Raw genomic sequence first — 17,361 nt, forward strand, 5'->3', positions numbered from 1 at the left:
GCGGGGGTGGTTAAGCTGAAAATCCAGTGTCCGTAGAGACCGGTTCATCTACATGAGTACCGTGATGTCGTCGCAACCCCCATCGTCCATCGAGGCTGAATTTGCCGCGCACTGTGATCGTGACCACGCTTTAGTCTGCGGCGACACGCGACCGCCCGGTTTGCGGCGGCGCTTGTGGTCATGGCGCGACGAGCGCCTGGTGCGCCACGCCCTGAAAGTGGCGGGGGAGCCTGGGCTGCTGCTGGATCTTGCCTGTGGGGCGGGGCGTTTCTGGCCGGTGCTGGCCGAACACAGCAACCGCGTGATCCTGGCCTCGGACCCTTCCCAGGCCATGCTCGACCACGCCATGAGCCACCATGGCGCGGCATTTTTGCGGCGGATCAAGACGTTCCAGGGGTCAGCCTTCTCCATCGGCCTGTCGGCCAATGCGGTGGACTGCATTTTTTGCCTGGAACTGTTTCGCCACGTCCCCACGGCCGAGGCGCGACTGGCGTTGTTGCGCGAGTTCCACCGGGTCAGCCGCGATACGGTGATTGTCTCGGTAGACAGCGACAGCCGTCATCGTGAACGCAGCCCCGCAGGAGCAGGACAACCCGTGCGGTCTCACCGTATCGAGGTGGAAGCGGAGTTCCGCCAGGCGGGCTTCACTGTGCTGAACCAGCAGGAGTTCATGCCTGGCTCGGCCTTGTGGCGGGTTTATGTGCTGCGTAAGCGGGGATAACCTTCAACTGTCAGGCTATTCTCTGTCTTCTGTCAGAGTTTTCATGATGGCTGGCACACTGCGGGTGCTCGAAAGTCCCTCTGGCGATATATACTGCGCGCCATTCTTCAAGGGAGAGCCGTGTGGCCATCGATATTCACTGGATCTGCGACAACGATAGCCTCGGCCAGCATTGCGCCAAATGGCAGCAGTTGCCATTCGTCGCCCTCGACACCGAATTCATGCGGGTCGATACCTTCTATCCCATCGCCGGGTTGATCCAGATCGGGGACGGTATCAGCGCTTATCTGATCGATCCCCTGACCATCGATAACTGGCAACCTTTGGCCGCCCTGCTGGAAAACCCGGCGGTGATCAAGGTGGTGCATGCCTGCAGTGAAGACCTGGAAGTGTTGTTGCGCCTGACCGGCAGCCTGCCAGTGCCATTGTTCGACACCCAACTGGCCGCCGCCTACTTGAACCTCGGTTTCTCCATGGGCTACTCGCGGCTGGTGCAAGCGGTGCTCGACATCGAGTTGCCCAAGGGTGAGACCCGCTCGGACTGGCTGCAGCGGCCATTGTCCGATACCCAGGTCAGTTACGCCGCCGAAGACGCGGTGCACCTGGCACAGGTCTACACACGCCTGCGCCCGCAACTGTCCGACGAGAAATACGCCTGGGTCCTGGAAGACGGCGCCGAACTGGTGGCTAACCTGCGCCGGGAAATCGACCCCTACGAGGTCTACCGCGACGCCAAGCTGGCCTGGAAACTCTCCCGTGCCCAGCTCGCCGTACTGCGCGAGCTGTGCGCCTGGCGCGAGCAGCAAGCCCGTGCCCGCGACCTGCCACGCAACCGCGTCATCCGCGAGCACTCGCTATGGCCCCTGGCCAAGTCGCAGCCGGATAACCTCGCTGCCCTGGGCAAAATCGAAGATATGCACCCGCGCACTGTGCGCCAGGACGGTGAGTTCCTGCTGGACCTGATCAAGCGTGCCGCCGGGGTGTCGATGGACCAATGGCCACCGGCTATCCCTGAGCCGTTGCCAGTGGATGCCGCCGTGCTGATCAAGCAGCTGCGCGCCCTGGGCCAGACCTTCGCCGAACGCCTGGACATGGCGCCGGAGCTGATGCTGCGCAAGAAAACCCTTGAGGCCCTGGTCAAGAGTGGCTACCCCGATGGGCCTTACCAATTGCCTGACTCGCTGCGTGGCTGGCGCCGCGAGCTGATGGGCCAGGCGCTGCTGGACAGCCTGGCCACTGCCGGAGAACAGCCTTGAAATATATTTGCTCCATCTACCGCAGCCCGAAACGCGTTGGCATGTACCTCTATGTGCTCAAGAGCGATGCCCTGGAGCGTGTGCCCGAAGGCCTGCTGACGGTGTTCGGCAAGCCGGTACATGCGTTCAACCTGGTGCTGACGCCGGAACGCAAGCTGCAACAGGAAGACATCGTGGCGGTCCTGGCTAACCTCGAAAAGCAGGGCTACCACCTGCAAATGCCACCTCCTGACGACGAGTACATCGAACACCTGCCCGAAGAATTGCTACGCCGCAACGACCCGATGTGATCGGCCCGTGTCCCGTTCGGGACACGTTTGAATCGAATGACCCGGCGAGCCCCGAGCCCAGCAGTCAGTGTGCTGCCGGTGGCCGCCTGTACTGTTTTTGAAAGGTTTGAACCATGCGCGTTCTGATAGCAGAACAGGACCACCCGCTGTACGCCCGGCTGCTGCGCGAAGCGGCACCGGACCTTGAAGTCCTCACCAGCGGAGATTCGGCCCAATTGTCGCGCCTGGCTGCCGATTGCCCGGTGTGGCTGGGCCAGCCGGACCTGCTGGCAACCCTGTTGCGCCAGGGCCATCACCCGCAATGGCTGCAGTCGACCTGGGCCGGCATCACGCCGCTGTTGGCCGAGGGCTTGCCGCGGGATTATCGGCTGACCCGCGCCGTGGGCATTTTTGGCCAGGTGATGGCCGAGTACGTGCTCACCTACATGCTCGGCCACGAGCGTGAGGTGCTGGCGCGCCTGGTCAGCCAGGTCGAGCGCAAGTGGGACAACCGCATGGGCCAGAGCCTGGCGGGGCGCAAGGTGCTGATCGTCGGCACCGGCGATATCGGCCAGAGCGTGGCGCAGTTCCTGCTGCCCTTTGGTGTGGAGTTGTACGGCATTGCCAGCGAAGCCCGGGAACAGGCGCCGTTTATCGAGGTGGCCGGGCCGGATCAACTGGGTCGCCTGGTGGGGGAGGTGGACTACGTGGTCAACCTGCTGCCCAACACGCCCAATACCCACGATTTGTACGATGCTGTGCTGTTCAAGCAGTTCAAGCCCACCGGCCTGTTTATCAACGTTGGCCGTGGCGTGGCGGTGGTGGATGCCGATCTGGTCGAGGCCTTGAAAGAAGGGCACCTGGCCGGTGCGGTGATCGACGTTTGCCGCCAGGAGCCACTGCCCCAGCGCCATCCGTTCTGGACCGCCTGGGGCTTGCTGCTGACGGGCCATAGCTCGGCGCCGACGTGCCCGCGGCGGATGGTGGCGCTGTTTGTCGAGAACCTGCGGGCGTACCAGGCCAAGGACGTGCTGCGGGGCGAAGTGAGCTTCGAACGCGGTTACTGACCCTGTAGGAGCCGGCTTGCCGGCGATAGCGGTGCAAGCAGGCCGCTGGCAAGCCAGCTCCTACAAGGTGTTACAAGCTGAAATCGCCTGCCGATACCAACTCGCTCAACGGCCGGCGCGGGCTTGGGGCTTCCCGGGCTTGCAGGTAGTCTGCCAGGGTCGACTTGTCCCCCAGCTTGCCCACGGCGACTGCTGCGTGCAGGGCATAGCCTTCGGGGATTTTCAGTTCCTTGCGGGACAGTTCCTGATCGAAACCGGCCATGCCGTGGGTGTGCCAGCCGCTGATGCTGGCTTGCAGCGCCAGGTGGCCCCAGGCTGAACCGGTGTCAAAGGTGTGCCACAGAGCGGGGGTTTCTTCACTGGCGCCGGGCACCGTGAAATCGGTTTTCGAGATGACGATCACCAGCGCCGAGGCGTGTTGCGCCCAACCACGGTTGAATTCGTTCAGCAGGCCCAGGAAACGCGGCCAGTCCGGGGTGTCGCGACGGGCGTAGAGAAAGCGCCAAGGCTGCGAGTTGTAGGCCGAAGGCGCCCAGCGCGCCGCTTCGAAAAAGCTCAGCAGGGTTTCTTCCGGGATGTTTTCTGCGGTAAACGCGCGCGGCGACCAACGCTCGGTGAATTGCGGGTGGATCGGATAATCGGCAACGCGTGCTTCAGTGCTCATAAACGCATCCTGATGAAAAAACGGTCTTCAAAACTACTGCGCCACTGCGTACCTGACAAGTCTGGCCCTACCGGCAGTCGTAAGCGCTTGGCCCCAGGGGGCTTGGGCACTAGACTGGCGGCCTTTTAACATACCGAAACTGATGTAGAGCCATGGCCGCCAAAGTCGAACCTTTCTGGATACGCAAAACCCTTGAGCACCTCGACCAGGAGGAATGGGAGTCGCTGTGCGACGGCTGCGGCCTGTGCTGCCTGCAAAAGCTCGAAGATGAAGACGACAACAGCGTTTATTACACGCGTATCGCCTGCAAACTGCTGGACCTGAAAACCTGCCAGTGCAGCGACTACCCCAACCGTCGGGACTCGGTGCCCGATTGCATCCAGCTCACGCCGGGCCAGGCCGATCAGTTCAAATGGCTGCCGCCGACCTGCGGCTATCGCCTGGTCAGTGAGCGCAAGGACTTGCCGCTCTGGCACCACCTGGTCTGCGGTGATCGCGATGCCGTGCACCATGAACGCATTTCCCAGTCCGGTCGCATGCTCAGCGAAGGCAGCGTGCCCGAGGACGATTGGGAGGACTACCTGATATTCCGTGCAGGCTGAAAAGGAGAGCGTATGACGGTCCAAGCCAAGCTGGCGGTGAGCCTGCTGTTGCTGGGGTTGAGTGCGCCGGCGTGGTCGGCGAAAAAAGTCGACCTGGATTATCACATCAAACTGTTGCCCCAGAGCGATCAGGCCGAGGTGCGCTTGAGCCTGTCCCAGGGCTCGGCGGTGCGCAGCCTGAACTTCGACCTGGGGCGCGAGGGTGACTACAGCGACTTCAAGGCCGATGGCCAGTGGCAAGTCACCCCGCAAGCGGGAGCCAGTCGCGGTCTGTGGCAGCCGGGCGCCGACAAGGCCAGCCTGACTTACCGCGTGCGCCTGAGCCATGCGCGCAAGGCCGGCATCTACGAATCGCGCATGACCCCCAGTTGGGCGCTGTTTCGTGGGGAAGACCTGGTGCCCGCCGCCCGTCTTGACCAGCAGGACGGCGTGGAGTTGGTATCGCGGCTGACCTTTGAGCTGCCGGCGGGGTGGAAAAGTGTCGAAACCCCCTGGCCGCGGATCGGCAAGCATAAATTCCGTATCGACAATGTGTCCCGTCTGTTCGACCGGCCCACTGGCTGGATGCTCGCTGGCACCCTGGGCAGCCGCCGGGTACGCCTGGGCGAGACTGAAATCACCGTGACCTCGCCCAAGGGCCAGGCCATGCGCCGCATGGATGTGCTGACGCTGCTCACGTTCGTCTGGCCTCAGGTGCAAGCGGCGTTCCCACGCCATCCCGCCAAGCTGCTGATCGTCGGCGCCAGCGACCCGATGCGCCGTGGCGCATTCGCCGGGCGCGATTCGGTGTACCTCAACAGTCGCACGCCGCTGGTCAGCGAAAATGGCAGCAGTCCGTTGATCCGCGAAGTGGTGCAGGCCATTGCTCGGTTCAACGACCACCAGGGCAGCGACTGGATCAGCGAGGGCCTCTCGGAGTACTACGCCATTGAACTGCTGCGTCGTGCAGGAGGTATCAGCGACGAGCGGTACGTGGCGATACAGGCGCGCTTGGGCAAGGACGGCAAGGGCGTGACGACGCTACGCGGGGAGCACGTCAGCGGTGCTACGGTGGCGCGGGCGGTGGTGGTACTGCAGGAGCTGGATCGCGAAATTCGCCTGAAAACCCACAACAAGCGTTCACTGGATGACCTGACCCAAGCGCTGATGCGCCTGGACCGCATCACTACCCAGGCGTTTGTGCAGTTGGCCGAAAGCGTGATCGGCGAATCCTCGGTGGTGCTCGACAGCAAGCTGCTGCACTGACCCATAGGACCGTGTAGGCGCTGGCTTGCCAGCGATAGCATCACCTCTGTGTAGCTGATGGACCGAGGTGCCTGCATCGCTGGCAAGCCAGTTCCTACATTTTGATTGGGGTCAGTGGGTGGTTTTTTCGGCCGCCACTTCAGCCCGGGTCTTGAGACTCTTCAATTCCTCGCCGGCCCGCTCAATCCGGGTCCGCACGCTATTGATGTCCTGGCGGCTTTTTTCCAGCATTGCCTTGGCCGAGCTGTGGCCGCTGATCCCGCGAGCCAGCGCCACGCCGCCAATCGCCACCTGGATCAGGCCGAAAAAACCACCCCGGCGAATACCCTTGCCCATCATCACCACACCACCGGCCAGGGAGCCAATGCGCTCCCAGCCCTGGACGTTCTGGGTCGGCTGGGTCTGGAATGGCGTCGATTCAATCACAGGGTTGAGGGGTTTGCGGTCGCTCATGGTCTGTCTCCAACAAAGGGCCATTGATATGCAACTGACTGCCGGCAGCTCGGGGATGTTCCCGAAAGATCAGTACTTGGGGCCCGAGCGGGTGTTATTGCCCTTGGCCAGGCGGTCGTAGAGCACCACGTTGACGGTGGCTGCCAGGTTCATGCAACCGGTGGTCGGGATGTAGATCACGTCTTCGCACCAGTCGCGGATCTCTTTGTCGAGGGAGCCGTCTTCGGGGCCGAAGATATACAGCGCACGGTCAGGATGGGTGTATTCGGGCAGCGGTCGGGCGCCGTCCACCAGCTCCACGGCGACCGGAATGCAGCCCAGGGGCAGGATCTTTTTCAGGTCGTCGATGCCGATCAGCGGGATGTCGTGATGGACCTTCTTGGTATCGGTAATAAAGTCCCGGGCCCGCTCATAGCGTTTACCGGTGTAGAACACCGAAGCCACGCCATAGCAGCCGGCAGCACGCATGACCGAGCCGACATTTTCGGGGGATTTGGGGTTGTACAGACCGATGCAGCTGTAGCGTTTATTGCCCACGGGAGAGGGTGCCTTCGAGAAAAAGCGCGATTATACGGGGATTGTTCGACCAGGGGGCGCTATCAGGCGCGGTGTTGCTTGGGGGGCTATCGCTGGCAAGCCAGCTCCTGCACTTGGAGTGCATTTCCCTGTAGGAGCTGGCTTGCCAGCGATGGCGTCGTAACGTTCAGCGACGACCGTCAGTCGTCCTTCTTCATCAACCCCGCCAACGCTGCAAATGGGTTGTGCGTAGCCTTGGCAATGGTCGGGCTGCTGGTGGAGCCTTCGCCGAAATACTGTTGGTCGGTGTAGCGCGAGTGTTCGTTGTCGTGGCAGTACAGGCAGAGCAATTCCCAGTTGGAACCGTCCTGGGGATTGTCGTCATGGTTGTGGTTGCGGTGGTGCACGGTCAGTTCGCTGAGGCGTTTGCCGGCGAATTCGCGGGCGCAGCGACCACACACGTGGGGGTACATTTTCAGGGCTTTGTCGCGGTAGCCCATTTCCCGGTCGCGCTGGGCATCGGCGAGGATACGGTCCAGCTTGGCGGTGTGGGAGGGCGGGTTGCTCGAGCTCATCATGGCGCCTGTTCATTTATTGGATGGGTCACGGATAACGTGGATTCTAGCCGTTTGCCTGGCAATTTTCCTCAGCCCTTGAGCTTCTCGGCAATCCAGATGGTATGCCGGGTGCCCTTGTTGCCGTGGGCAAAGACTTGCACTTCCTCGGCCTTGAAGCCGGCCTTGCGCAGTTTGTCGCTAAATTGCTTGTCGGCGCTGGCCGACCACACGGCCAGCACGCCCTTGGGGCGCAGGGCCTTGGCGCAGGCGCTGAGGCCGCCGGCCGAATACAGCCAGCTATTGGCCTTTTGCGTCAGGCCCTCGGGGCCGTTGTCGACGTCGAGCATGATTGCATCAAAGCCCTGGGGCTCGGTTTGCAGCACCTTGGCCACGTCTTCCAGGCGGATCACGGTGCGCGGGTCCTGCAGCGGGTTGCCGGACTTCTCCCCAAGGGGGCCGCGATTCCACTCCACTACGCCTGGCACCAGTTCTGCCACCACCACTTCAGCGGTCTTGCCCAGGTGTTTGAGCGCCGAGGCCAGGGTGAACCCCATGCCCAGGCCGCCAATCAACACCCGCGAACCGGGGCGCCCGGCGACCTTGCGGCAAGGAATCTCTGCCAGGGCGTCTTCGGAACCGTGCATGCGGGTGTTCATCAATTGCCCGCCGTCACCGCCCTGGATCTTGATCACAAAATCCTCGCCGTACTCGAACAGGCACAGGGCGCCGCCGTTATCGGGGATCGGGGTGGTGTCGAGCAGCACGAAACGTTTCATGGAAATCTCATTGGGAAGGGCATTCTTGCGCGGTTGGGAGTAGCCTTGGGACTGGTTAACAGTCAGGCCATGGAGCCATCGATGAAGTGCAGCATTCTAGCGGTCATTGTAGGGAGCGTGCTCACATTGGGTGCCGCACACGCCCAGCAGTTGCAACCCGTGCCGAACACACCGGCGACCACCACGGGGGTGCCGGGTACAGCAACGCCCACGCCCTATCCGCAGGTCACACCACCGACGGCGCCCAAGCCTCAAGGGACCGGGGCGCCTTTGTTGCCGCCGATCGAAATGCCCAAGCCGCCCAAGGACCAGACTCTGCCGGGCCTGCAGCAAAACGACAGCAAGCCGAAGCCATCGGCAGCGGGTTCTTAAACCAGCCCCAGGGCCTTGAACACAAAGGCATATTCCAGGGCCACGTCACGCAAGCCCTGATACCGCCCGCTCATGCCGCCATGACCGGCGCCCAGTTCGGTCTTGAGCAACAGCAGGTTGTCGTCGGTCTTGGTCGCGCGCAGCTTGGCGACCCACTTGGCGGCTTCCCAGTACTGCACGCGGCTGTCGTTATAGCCGGCGATCACCAGCATCGCCGGGTAGGCCTGGGCCTTGACGTTTTCGTAGGGCGCGTAGGCCTTGATCCGCTCGTACACCTCAGGTTCCTGTGGGTTGCCCCACTCGTCATATTCGGTGACGGTCAATGGCAGGTCCGGGTCGAGCATGGTGTTGAGCACATCGACAAATGGCACTTCGGCAATCGCCGCCTGGAACAGCTCCGGGCGCTGGTTGAGCACGGCACCGATCAGCAGCCCGCCGGCGCTGCCGCCGCTGATGGCCAGTTGCTTGGACGTGGTCAGGCCCTGGGCGATCAAGTGCTCGGCGCAGGCAATAAAGTCGCTGAAGGTGTTTTGCTTGTGTTCCTGCTTGCCGGCGCGGTACCAGGCCTCGCCCAGTTCGCCACCACCGCGCACATGGGCAATGGCGAACGCGACACCCCGGTCCAGCAGGCTCAGGCGTGCATGGGAGAACCACGGGTCGAGGCTTGAGCCGTAAGCCCCGTAGCCATACAGGTACAGCGGCGTTGGCTGGCCTATCTGGTCGCGCTTGACCACCAGGCTGATCGGCACCTGGGTACCATCGGCAGACGTTGCCCACAGTCGCTGGCTGACGTAGTCGTCAGCGTTGAACTCACCCAGCACCGGGGTTTCCTTAAGTACCTGCTGTGCGCCGCTGGCCAGTTCCAACTGGCGAACCTGGGCCGGGCGGTTCAGGGCTTCATAGCGCAGGCGGATCTTGTCGCTGTCGAACTCCAGGCTGTTTTGCACATACAGGCTGTAGGCTGCGTCTGGCAGTTCCACGCGATAGCTCGGCAGACCTTGTGGATGCACGTCGATCACCGGCAGGCCGCCGATGCGCAGGCTCAGGGTCATGGCCCGGGCGTTGAGGGTCACGCCATCGAGCATCACTGCGTCGTCGTGGGCAATCAGGTTGTGCCATTGGTCTTCGCTGGGCACGCTGCCGTTGTCTGCCGCCTGGAACAGCGCAAAGTTGATGCCATCGCGGTTGCTGCGGATAAACCAGGTCCACTGGTCGTCCAGCTTGCCGTGATCGACATCGTATTCATGGCCTTCAACCCGCGGCGCCAGGCAGACAAACGCCTGCTGTGGCTGCGCGGCGTCCAGGGCCCAGATTTCACTGGTGGTCTTGCTGCCCAGGGACAACAGCAATTGACGCTCGGAACTGGAGCGGTAGCAATGCAGGAAGAAACGACCGTCGGGTTCGTGGAACACTTCTTCGGCGGCGCTAGCGTCCAGGCGATAGCGATACAGCTTGTGCGGGCGATGGGTCTCGTCCAGTTCGCCAAAGAACAGCGTCAGGCTGTCGTTGGCCCAGGTCATGCTGCCGTCGCAGTCTTCAAAGCCCAGTTCGCGGACTGTGCCCGAGGACAATTCCTTCACGTACAGGGTGTAGATCTCTTCGCCATTGGTGTCCAGGCTGTAGGCCAGGCGCTTATGGTCCGGGCTGATGCTGAAGGCACCGAGGGAGAAAAACCCGCCATTGGCCAGCACATTCGGGTCCAGCAGCAATTCTTCGGCGCTTTCGTCGATCTGCTGGCTGTCATCGGCCGGGCGTGGGCAGCGGTAATGGCGTGCGTATTCGTCACCGGCGGTGGTACGCGTGTAATACAGGTACGGCCCCCAGGGCGAGGGCAATGACAGGTCGGTCTCGAGGATACGGCCCTTGATTTCTTGAAAGAGACTTTCGCGCAGCGCTTTTTGATCCTCGAGCTGCGCTTCTTGCCAGGCATTCTCGGCCTTGAGGTAGTCGAGCACCTCGCTGCTGTCGCGTTCCTGCAACCAGGCGTACGGGTCCTGGCCTGGGGCGCTGCGGGCAATCGGGGCGGCAGTGATGTGGGTCGATGGAGGCATGGATCACTCTCTGTCTGGCAGTGGGCTGACGGCATTGCAGCCGTGGCACGGAAAAGCCGTTATCATACGGGCCTGTTTGCCTACCTTGCCATGGACACCATGACCGAGAACGACTATCTGACTGCTTGGGGCCTCTACGCCTTCGCTGCTTTGGGCTGCCTGCTGGTGTGGTTTCGCCTGACCCGCTGGATGTGGCGCTGGCTGCGCGAACCGTTGCGGCTGCTGATGGCGGTGTTGCTGCTGAGCCCGACCATTGTCGACCCGGTCAAGGAGCAATTTGCCCCCGCCGTGGCCATCACGGCCCTGGATCTGTTGCTCAAAGTGGGCAATAACGCCTGGCGGGCGATTTCCGATTTGCTGATGTACGCGATGATCGCCTTTGGCCTGTACCTGATCCTTGTGCTGATCCGTTGGCCCATCGAGCGTGCTGCCAAAGCCCGGCGTGAACAGAAGGCTGCCACGGCGGCTGCCGTCGCGGCCGAGCCGGAGGACGACGAGCCCTATGGGCGTGCGCCGGCCCCTGTCAGTGGCATGCGGGTCGAGCCGCGTCTTTAACGTTGTACGCCCAGCATCGAGAGTCCTGGCATGTGTGAATTATTGGGCATGAGTGCCAACGTACCGACCGATATCGTGTTCAGCTTCACCGGGCTGATGCAGCGCGGTGGGCGCACCGGCCCGCACCGCGATGGCTGGGGCATTGCCTTCTACGAGGGCCGTGGCCTGCGGCTGTTCCAGGACCCGGCGGCCAGCAGCGAGTCGGAAGTGGCATTGCTGGTGCAGCGTTATCCGATCAAGAGTGAGGTGGTGATTGGCCATATCCGCCAGGCCAATGTGGGCAAGGTGAGCCTGTCCAACACCCATCCGTTCGTGCGCGAATTGTGGGGCCGCAACTGGTGTTTCGCCCACAACGGCCAATTGGCTGACTTCATGCCCCAGGCCACGTTCTACCGTCCGGTAGGGGATACCGACAGTGAAGCGGCGTTCTGTGACCTGCTCAATCGTGTCCGCGAGGCGTTTCCCGAGCCGGTGGACATCGAGCAGGTGTTGCCGGACCTGATCGCCGCCTGCGCCGAGTACCGCAGCAAGGGCGTGTTCAACTGCCTGCTCAGTGATGGCGATTGGCTGTTTTGCTACTGTTCGACCAAATTGGCGCAGATCACCCGTCGCGCGCCATTTGGCCCGGCGCGCCTGAAAGATGTCGACGTGATCGTCGATTTTCAGGCCGAAACAACGCCAAACGATGTAGTAACGGTGATTGCCACCGAACCCTTGACCGAAAACGAGACCTGGACCCGCTACGAACCGGGCCAGTGGAGCCTGTGGCGGCGTGGCGAATGCGTCAGTCAGGGCACAACTGCATAAGGACGTCGATTATGTTGCTCAGCTATCTGCGCCTGGTGTTGTTTGCCGTCGGTTTGTTGGTCGGGGTGCAAGTCCCGGGGTTTATCAACGACTACGCCAAGCGTGTCGAAGCGCATCTGATCGAGGCCCAGACCGGCCTGCGCGGTTTTGAAAGCACTGCACAACATTTCTTCAATGGCGATTTGCAGGCCCTGGTCGCCCATTACCGCGCCAGCGATGACCCGGTGTTCCGCAGCGATGCCAACAGCCTGGGCACCTTGCTTGATCGCCAGGTGGCATTGGACAAGCAATTCCAGGCCATGCAGGGGCCGTGGTACATCCGCGCCCTGCAGGTGGCGGTGGCCGCCGACCCGGACATTCGTCGGGAAACCTGGAACGGCTACAGCTACCAGATCCTCCTGACCCCTGAAGCGATGGGCTGGGGACTGGGCGGGGCGATGCTGCTGTCGTTCGGCCTGGAGTGCCTGTTCCGCCTGATCGACTGGGTGGTGCTGGGTGGCAAGCGCCTGCGCCAGAGCCGGCCGATTGAAGAACGGGACCTCAAGGGCCTGTAGGGCATAGGTAGGGCTTGCGTATGTAGGAGCTGGCTTGCCTGCGATGGCAACACCTCGGTACATCAGTTGCACCGCGTTGATGCCATCGCAGGCAAGCCAGCTCCTACACACACAAGTCAGTTTCAATCGGGTTTCTTCAGTGAGGGGGGTTGACTGAGCACCATGCGCTCTTCGCCCACTTCTTCGGCATACCGCGCCACTACGCGCTGGCACAGTGCAACAATCTCCTCCACCAACTCCACCCCCACCCGCCACGACACCACCACCGGCAGGTTGGGCAAGCGCTGTGCCATGGGCAGCATGATCAACTCGCCCCGTGCCAACTCTTCGCTGACCAGCACCGGTGGCAACGCGCCGATACCGAAGCCGTCCCGTAGCAAACGGGTGATGGCCGACACTGAGTTCACGCAGTTCATGCGCGGCGCCGCCACGCCATGGGCCTGCATCAGGCTCAACACGTCCTGATGCGGATGGGAGTTTTTCGAGTAGGTGATGATCCGTTCCTGGGCCAGTTCGGCCAGGGAGGCATAGTCGCGGTTGTAGATCGAATGGCTGGCGACGATCCAGCCCATGGGGTGGCTGGCCAGTTCCAGGCTGCGTACCGACTCCTGGCGCAGCAGGTCGGTTTGCAGGATCAGGTCGAGAAAGCCTTTTTGCAGTTGATCGCAGAGGTTCAACGCGGTATCGGCGACCAATTCGATTTCCACCAGGGGGAAATGGTCCATCAATTCGGTCACCAACGGGCTGAGCCAGGTATGGATCACCGTGTCCATCGCGCCGATGCGGATACGTCCGATCTTGCTGCTGGTGGTTTCCAGCGACTGCTTGAGCCCCTGCAGGGTGACCATCATCTGCTCGGCATAATCGAGCACCTTCATCCCATCCGGGGTCAGGCTCACACCTCGCGAGTCACGCAAAAACAGCTTCACCCCCAGCTCGCTTTCCAGCACGGCAATGCGGCTGGAGATCGAGGCCTGGGTGGTGAACAGCTTCTCTGCCGTCAGCCGGAAACTCTTGAGCCGGGCCACCCAGACGAAGGTTTCGAGGAACTTCAAATTCATGGGATCAACTTTTTCTTATGCATGGATCGGTTTTTATTAGTTGGACGCAGCAGTGGCTGCGCGCCAAAAATCGGGCCGTCTCACGATAAGCGTCGTCGAGGCTCAGGACAACATCGTTGCGGGATCTTGGTAAAAGATCCCACACTACAAAAAAATAAAACCTACAGGAGTCCTCAGCGTGAGCCGCCTGCTACTGAATTGCGACATCGGCGAAAGTTTTGGCGCCTGGACCATGGGTCTGGATGCCGAGGTCATGCCATTTATTGATTGCGCCAACATCGCCTGCGGTTTTCACGCCGGCGACCCGAGCATCATGCGCAAGACCGTCGCCCTGGCATTGCAGCATGGCGTGCAGATCGGTGCGCACCCGGCCTATCAGGACCTGGCAGGCTTTGGCCGCCGCTCCATGGCCTATGCGCCCCAGGAACTCCAGGACCTGCTGCATTACCAGATCGGTGCGCTCGAGGGCATTTGCCGGGCCCAGGGTGGCCGGGTCAGCTACGTCAAGCCCCATGGCGCGATGTACAACGACATGATGGCCAAGCCTGTGCAATTGCGCGCGGTGATCCAGGCCGTGGCGGCGTATGACGCCAGCCTGCCGTTGATGCTGATGGCCACCCGTGACAACAGCGCCGCCCAGGCCCTGGGTGATGAATATGGCGTGACCCTGTGGTTCGAAGCCTTTGCCGACCGCGCCTACGACAACGCCGGGCACCTGGTCTCGCGTCAGTTACCCGGGGCGGTGCATCACGATGCACAGGTCATCCTCCAGCAGGCCCTGAGCATTGCCCGTGGTGAAACCCTGGTCGCCAGCGATGGCAGCCCAGTGCTGTTGCAGGCCCACACCCTCTGCGTGCATGGCGACAACGCCAGCTCGGTGGCGGCGGTGCAGCGCATTCGCCAGGCGTTGACGCTCCAATGAAACCACGGATCGAAGTAGTGGCCATTGACTGCCTGATGGTGCGCCTGTTTGACGTGATCGCCGAACACAACATGCCCTGGATGCTCGCCGCCACGCGCCGGCTGCGTGAGGGTTTTGGCGCGGCGCTGGTGGACCTGGTGCCGTCCTACACAACCTTGATGGTGCATTACGACCTGCTGGCGCTGAGCCCGGCACAGGCACGGGAACTGATTGATCAGGCCCTGACGGATTTGCAGCCGCAGGCCCAGGGCAGCGGGCAATGTCATGTATTGCCGGTGTGGTACGACCTGAGCGTCGGGCCTGAGCTGAGCTTGCTCGCACAGCGCAGCGGGCTTGAGGTCAACGAGGTGATCCGGCGCCACAGCCAGCATCATTACCAGGTCTTTGCCCTTGGGTTCGCCCCAGGTTTTGCCTTTATGGGCCTGGTGGAAGAGCAACTTGCCGCCCCGCGCCTGGGCACCCCGCGCAAACGCGTGGCGCCGGGCAGCGTCGGCATCGCCGAGCGGCAGACTGCCGCCTATCCGGTGGAGTCCCCGGGGGGCTGGAACCTGATCGGTCGCACCCCGGCCAAACTGTTTGACCGTGAGCGCGACGGCTACAGCCTGGTGCAGCCAGGCGACAGTGTGCGTTTCGAAAGCATCGGGCGCGCTGAATTTATCAACCTGGGTGGCGACGACACGCCCTTGGAGGCCCAGGCATGAGTCGCTTGTTGATCGAGGCCAGCACCGCGCTGTGCCTGTTGCAGGATGCCGGACGCTTTGGTGTGCGGCACCTGGGCGTGACCCAGGGCGGCGCGTTGGATTGGGTGTCGATGTCCTGGGCCAACTGGCTGCTGGGCAATCCGCTGGATGCGCCGGTGGTGGAAGTCACCCTGGGCGGTTTTACCGTCCAGGCTGAGGACTATTGCATGTTGGCCCTGGCCGGCGCGGACCTGGGGGCGTATATCGACGAGCGCGCCATCAGCCCGGGTCGCAGTTTCATTCTGCAAAAAGGCCAGCGCTTGCGCTTCACCCAGCCACACCGGGGTGCGCGGGCTTACCTGGCGGCGCCGGGCGGTTTTGATGCGCCCAAGGTGCTGGGCAGTTGTGCCAGTGTCGGGCGCGAAGCCTTGGGCGGGCTGGATGGGTTTGGTCGGGCCTTGGCCGAAGGCGCCTCGCTGGGGTATTCCGGTATGGGCAGTCACTTGCGTGAGCTGCCGGTTGAGCGGTTGCAGCCTGCGACGCCCCTCGACGTGATCCTCGGCGCGCAGATCGGCCAGTTCAGCGGCCAGAGCCTGTTCGATGCCTTCAATACCGAATGGGCCCTGGACAGCCGGGCCGACCGCATGGGTGTGCGCCTGTTGGGCACGCCGTTGCAGTATCAGGGGCCGTCGCTGATCTCGGAAGGCATTCCATTGGGCGCGATCCAGGTGCCGCCGGATGGGCAGCCGATTGTGCTGCTCAATGACCGGCAGACCATTGGCGGCTACCCGCGATTGGGCGCGTTGACGCCGTTGTCATTGGCGCGCCTGGCCCAGTGCCTGCCGGGGGAGACGGTGCGGTTGGCGCCGGTGATGCAGGAGACGGCACATCGTGAGCACCTGAGCTATTTGCAGCGATTTACGAACCGCTAAAAGCATCGCCGGCAAGCCCGCTCCCACATGTGGACTGCGTTCACACAGTAAAATATGTGAATGCGCTCCATGTGGGAGCTGGCTTGCCGGCGATAGCGTCAGTGAATTGCCCACCTATTTGGAAAGAAAACGCATCCCTTCTTCCAATCCCCGCAAGGTCAGCGGATACATCTGGTCCTCAATCAAATCCCGCACGATGTTGGTCGACGAGGTATAGCCCCAGGTATCTTTCGGGTACGGATTGATCCAGATCAGCTTCTTGTACTTCTCCATGAACCGTTGCATCCACACATAGCCGGGCTCCTCGTTCCAGTGCTCTACGCTGCCACCGGCCTGGGTGATTTCGTAGGGGGCCATGGCCGCGTCGCCGATGAATATCACCTTGTAGTCGGCGCCGTACTTGTGCAGCAAATCCTGGGTCGAGGTGCGTTCGGAGGTGCGGCGCATGTTGTTCTTCCACACCGATTCATAAATGAAGTTGTGGAAGTAGAAGTACTCCAGGTGCTTGAACTCGGTCTTGCAGGCCGAGAACAATTCCTCGCAGATCTTCACATGGGCATCCATCGAACCGCCGATGTCGAACAGCAACAGCAGCTTGACCGTGTTGCGCCGTTCCGGACGCATCTGGATATTCAGCAGGCCGGCGTCACGGGCGGTGTGGTCGATGGTGCCATCGATATCCAGCTCTTCGGCCGCACCCTGGCGCGCGAACTTGCGCAGGCGACGCAGGGCCACCTTGATATTGCGCGTGCCCAGTTCCACCGAGTCATCGAGGTTCTTGTACTCGCGCTGGTCCCAGACCTTGACCGCCTTGCCCTGGCGCTTGCCGGCATCGCCCACGCGAATGCCCTCGGGGTTGAAACCGCCGGAACCGAACGGGCTGGTGCCGCCGGTACCGATCCATTTGTTGCCGCCGGCGTGGCGTTCCTTCTGTTCTTCCAGGCGTTTCTTGAACTCTTCGATCAGCTTGTCCAGGCCACCCAGGGACTGGATCTGCGCGCGCTCCTCATCGGTCAGCGAGCGCTCGAACTCCTTGCGCAGCCAGTCTTCGGGAATCAGCGCCTGCAAGTGATCGTCGAGTTTTTCCAGGCCGTTGAAGTAGGCGCCGAAGGCCCGGTCAAACTTGTCGAAATGGCGCTCGTCCTTTACCAGGATCGCCCGGGACAAGTAATAGAACTCGTCCATGTCAGCGAAGGTCACCCGCTGTTTCAGGGCATTGATCAGGTCCAGCAGCTCACGCACCGAGACCGGCACCTTGGCTGCACGCATTTCATTGAACAGGTTGAGCAGCATGGCAAAAG

At 62.2% G+C, this 17,361-nt stretch carries 21 protein-coding genes; 13 read left to right on the forward strand and 8 right to left on the reverse strand.

Going from position 1 to position 17,361, the window contains the following annotated elements; translation table 11 throughout:
• The first annotated feature begins 64 nt into the window (after nucleotides 1-64).
• From HZ99_RS24675 to HZ99_RS24690, 4 genes are all read left to right on the forward strand, one after another.
• On the forward strand, nucleotides 65-721 hold the full coding sequence (locus tag HZ99_RS24675; RefSeq protein WP_038446706.1) for a class I SAM-dependent methyltransferase: 657 nt from the start codon (nucleotides 65-67) through the stop codon (nucleotides 719-721).
• Between the two features lie 122 nt (nucleotides 722-843).
• Nucleotides 844-1,977 carry a ribonuclease D gene (gene rnd / locus HZ99_RS24680; RefSeq protein ID WP_038446708.1) on the forward strand — a complete coding sequence of 378 codons (1,134 nt, stop codon included), beginning with the start codon at nucleotides 844-846 and terminating at the stop codon, nucleotides 1,975-1,977.
• Nucleotides 1,974-2,267 carry a YcgL domain-containing protein gene (locus HZ99_RS24685; RefSeq protein WP_038446710.1) on the forward strand — a complete coding sequence of 98 codons (294 nt, stop codon included), beginning with the start codon at nucleotides 1,974-1,976 and terminating at the stop codon, nucleotides 2,265-2,267. Before rnd ends, HZ99_RS24685 begins: the two co-directional genes overlap by 4 nt.
• A 113-nt stretch (nucleotides 2,268-2,380) precedes the next feature.
• On the forward strand, nucleotides 2,381-3,313 hold the full coding sequence (locus HZ99_RS24690) for a D-2-hydroxyacid dehydrogenase (protein ID WP_038446712.1): 933 nt from the start codon (nucleotides 2,381-2,383) through the stop codon (nucleotides 3,311-3,313).
• A gap of 70 nt (nucleotides 3,314-3,383) precedes the next feature.
• On the opposite strand, the gene HZ99_RS24695 is transcribed toward HZ99_RS24690, so the two are convergent.
• Nucleotides 3,384-3,977: a nitroreductase family protein gene (locus HZ99_RS24695; protein WP_038446714.1), complete on the reverse strand. Its 594-nt coding sequence runs from the start codon at nucleotides 3,975-3,977 to the stop codon at nucleotides 3,384-3,386.
• A gap of 152 nt (nucleotides 3,978-4,129) precedes the next feature.
• Between HZ99_RS24695 and HZ99_RS24700 the strand changes: the two genes are divergently transcribed.
• Nucleotides 4,130-4,579, forward strand: a complete 450-nt coding sequence (locus tag HZ99_RS24700) for a YcgN family cysteine cluster protein (RefSeq protein ID WP_038446716.1) — start codon at nucleotides 4,130-4,132, stop codon at nucleotides 4,577-4,579.
• Nucleotides 4,580-4,591: 12 nt separating this feature from the next.
• A complete protein-coding gene (locus HZ99_RS24705; protein ID WP_038446718.1) occupies nucleotides 4,592-5,824 on the forward strand; it encodes a hypothetical protein in 1,233 nt (410 codons plus the stop codon).
• 111 nt (nucleotides 5,825-5,935) lie between these two features.
• On the opposite strand, the gene HZ99_RS24710 is transcribed toward HZ99_RS24705, so the two are convergent.
• The 4 genes from HZ99_RS24710 to HZ99_RS24725 all read right to left on the reverse strand — a co-directional run bounded on the left by HZ99_RS24710 (nucleotide 5,936) and on the right by HZ99_RS24725 (nucleotide 8,126).
• Nucleotides 5,936-6,277 carry a YgaP family membrane protein gene (locus HZ99_RS24710; protein WP_038446720.1) on the reverse strand — a complete coding sequence of 114 codons (342 nt, stop codon included), beginning with the start codon at nucleotides 6,275-6,277 and terminating at the stop codon, nucleotides 5,936-5,938.
• 69 nt (nucleotides 6,278-6,346) lie between these two features.
• Nucleotides 6,347-6,814 (reverse strand): RNA methyltransferase, encoded by a 468-nt coding sequence (locus HZ99_RS24715; protein WP_032863501.1) that lies wholly within the window; start codon nucleotides 6,812-6,814, stop codon nucleotides 6,347-6,349.
• A gap of 179 nt (nucleotides 6,815-6,993) precedes the next feature.
• Complete coding sequence (locus HZ99_RS24720; RefSeq protein ID WP_038448187.1) at nucleotides 6,994-7,368, reverse strand: YajD family HNH nuclease; 375 nt, start codon at nucleotides 7,366-7,368, stop codon at nucleotides 6,994-6,996.
• 71 nt (nucleotides 7,369-7,439) lie between these two features.
• Complete coding sequence (locus tag HZ99_RS24725) at nucleotides 7,440-8,126, reverse strand: spermidine synthase (RefSeq protein ID WP_038446722.1); 687 nt, start codon at nucleotides 8,124-8,126, stop codon at nucleotides 7,440-7,442.
• Nucleotides 8,127-8,207: 81 nt separating this feature from the next.
• Here HZ99_RS24725 and HZ99_RS24730 point away from each other — a divergent pair, with 81 nt between their 5' ends.
• The gene (locus tag HZ99_RS24730) at nucleotides 8,208-8,498 is read left to right on the forward strand and encodes a hypothetical protein (protein WP_038446724.1); all 291 of its coding nucleotides are present in this window, start codon (nucleotides 8,208-8,210) and stop codon (nucleotides 8,496-8,498) included.
• Here HZ99_RS24730 and HZ99_RS24735 read toward each other — a convergent pair.
• The gene (locus tag HZ99_RS24735) at nucleotides 8,495-10,549 is read right to left on the reverse strand and encodes a S9 family peptidase (RefSeq protein WP_038446725.1); all 2,055 of its coding nucleotides are present in this window, start codon (nucleotides 10,547-10,549) and stop codon (nucleotides 8,495-8,497) included. The genes HZ99_RS24730 and HZ99_RS24735 overlap by 4 nt on opposite strands.
• A gap of 90 nt (nucleotides 10,550-10,639) precedes the next feature.
• On the opposite strand from HZ99_RS24735, the gene HZ99_RS24740 reads away from it, so the two are divergent.
• From HZ99_RS24740 to HZ99_RS24750, 3 genes are read left to right on the forward strand one after another with little or no spacing between them, the layout of a single operon-like run.
• The gene (locus HZ99_RS24740) at nucleotides 10,640-11,104 is read left to right on the forward strand and encodes an MFS transporter (protein ID WP_235205611.1); all 465 of its coding nucleotides are present in this window, start codon (nucleotides 10,640-10,642) and stop codon (nucleotides 11,102-11,104) included.
• A 30-nt stretch (nucleotides 11,105-11,134) separates the two neighbouring features.
• Nucleotides 11,135-11,911, forward strand: coding sequence for a class II glutamine amidotransferase (locus HZ99_RS24745; RefSeq protein WP_038446726.1), 777 nt, complete (start codon nucleotides 11,135-11,137; stop codon nucleotides 11,909-11,911).
• Nucleotides 11,912-11,922: 11 nt separating this feature from the next.
• A complete protein-coding gene (locus HZ99_RS24750) occupies nucleotides 11,923-12,465 on the forward strand; it encodes a DUF2937 family protein (protein WP_038446728.1) in 543 nt (180 codons plus the stop codon).
• Between the two features lie 122 nt (nucleotides 12,466-12,587).
• Here HZ99_RS24750 and HZ99_RS24755 read toward each other — a convergent pair whose 3' ends face one another.
• On the reverse strand, nucleotides 12,588-13,526 hold the full coding sequence (locus tag HZ99_RS24755; RefSeq protein WP_038446730.1) for a LysR family transcriptional regulator: 939 nt from the start codon (nucleotides 13,524-13,526) through the stop codon (nucleotides 12,588-12,590).
• A 178-nt stretch (nucleotides 13,527-13,704) separates the two neighbouring features.
• Between HZ99_RS24755 and HZ99_RS24760 the strand changes: the two genes are divergently transcribed.
• From HZ99_RS24760 to HZ99_RS24770, 3 genes are read left to right on the forward strand one after another with little or no spacing between them, the layout of a single operon-like run.
• On the forward strand, nucleotides 13,705-14,448 hold the full coding sequence (locus tag HZ99_RS24760) for a 5-oxoprolinase subunit PxpA (protein WP_038446732.1): 744 nt from the start codon (nucleotides 13,705-13,707) through the stop codon (nucleotides 14,446-14,448).
• Nucleotides 14,445-15,149 carry a 5-oxoprolinase subunit B family protein gene (locus tag HZ99_RS24765; protein ID WP_038446734.1) on the forward strand — a complete coding sequence of 235 codons (705 nt, stop codon included), beginning with the start codon at nucleotides 14,445-14,447 and terminating at the stop codon, nucleotides 15,147-15,149. Before HZ99_RS24760 ends, HZ99_RS24765 begins: the two co-directional genes overlap by 4 nt.
• Entirely contained in the window at nucleotides 15,146-16,060 is a 915-nt protein-coding gene (locus HZ99_RS24770; RefSeq protein WP_038446736.1) for a biotin-dependent carboxyltransferase family protein, read from the forward strand. The genes HZ99_RS24765 and HZ99_RS24770 overlap by 4 nt, the downstream gene beginning before the upstream one ends.
• 114 nt (nucleotides 16,061-16,174) lie before the next feature.
• Here HZ99_RS24770 and HZ99_RS24775 read toward each other — a convergent pair whose 3' ends face one another.
• Nucleotides 16,175-17,353 carry a vWA domain-containing protein gene (locus HZ99_RS24775; protein ID WP_038446738.1) on the reverse strand — a complete coding sequence of 393 codons (1,179 nt, stop codon included), beginning with the start codon at nucleotides 17,351-17,353 and terminating at the stop codon, nucleotides 16,175-16,177.
• Nucleotides 17,354-17,361: the final 8 nt, after the last annotated feature.

The organism is Pseudomonas fluorescens (assembly GCF_000730425.1).
In the GTDB taxonomy this organism is placed as follows: domain Bacteria; phylum Pseudomonadota; class Gammaproteobacteria; order Pseudomonadales; family Pseudomonadaceae; genus Aquipseudomonas; species Aquipseudomonas fluorescens_X.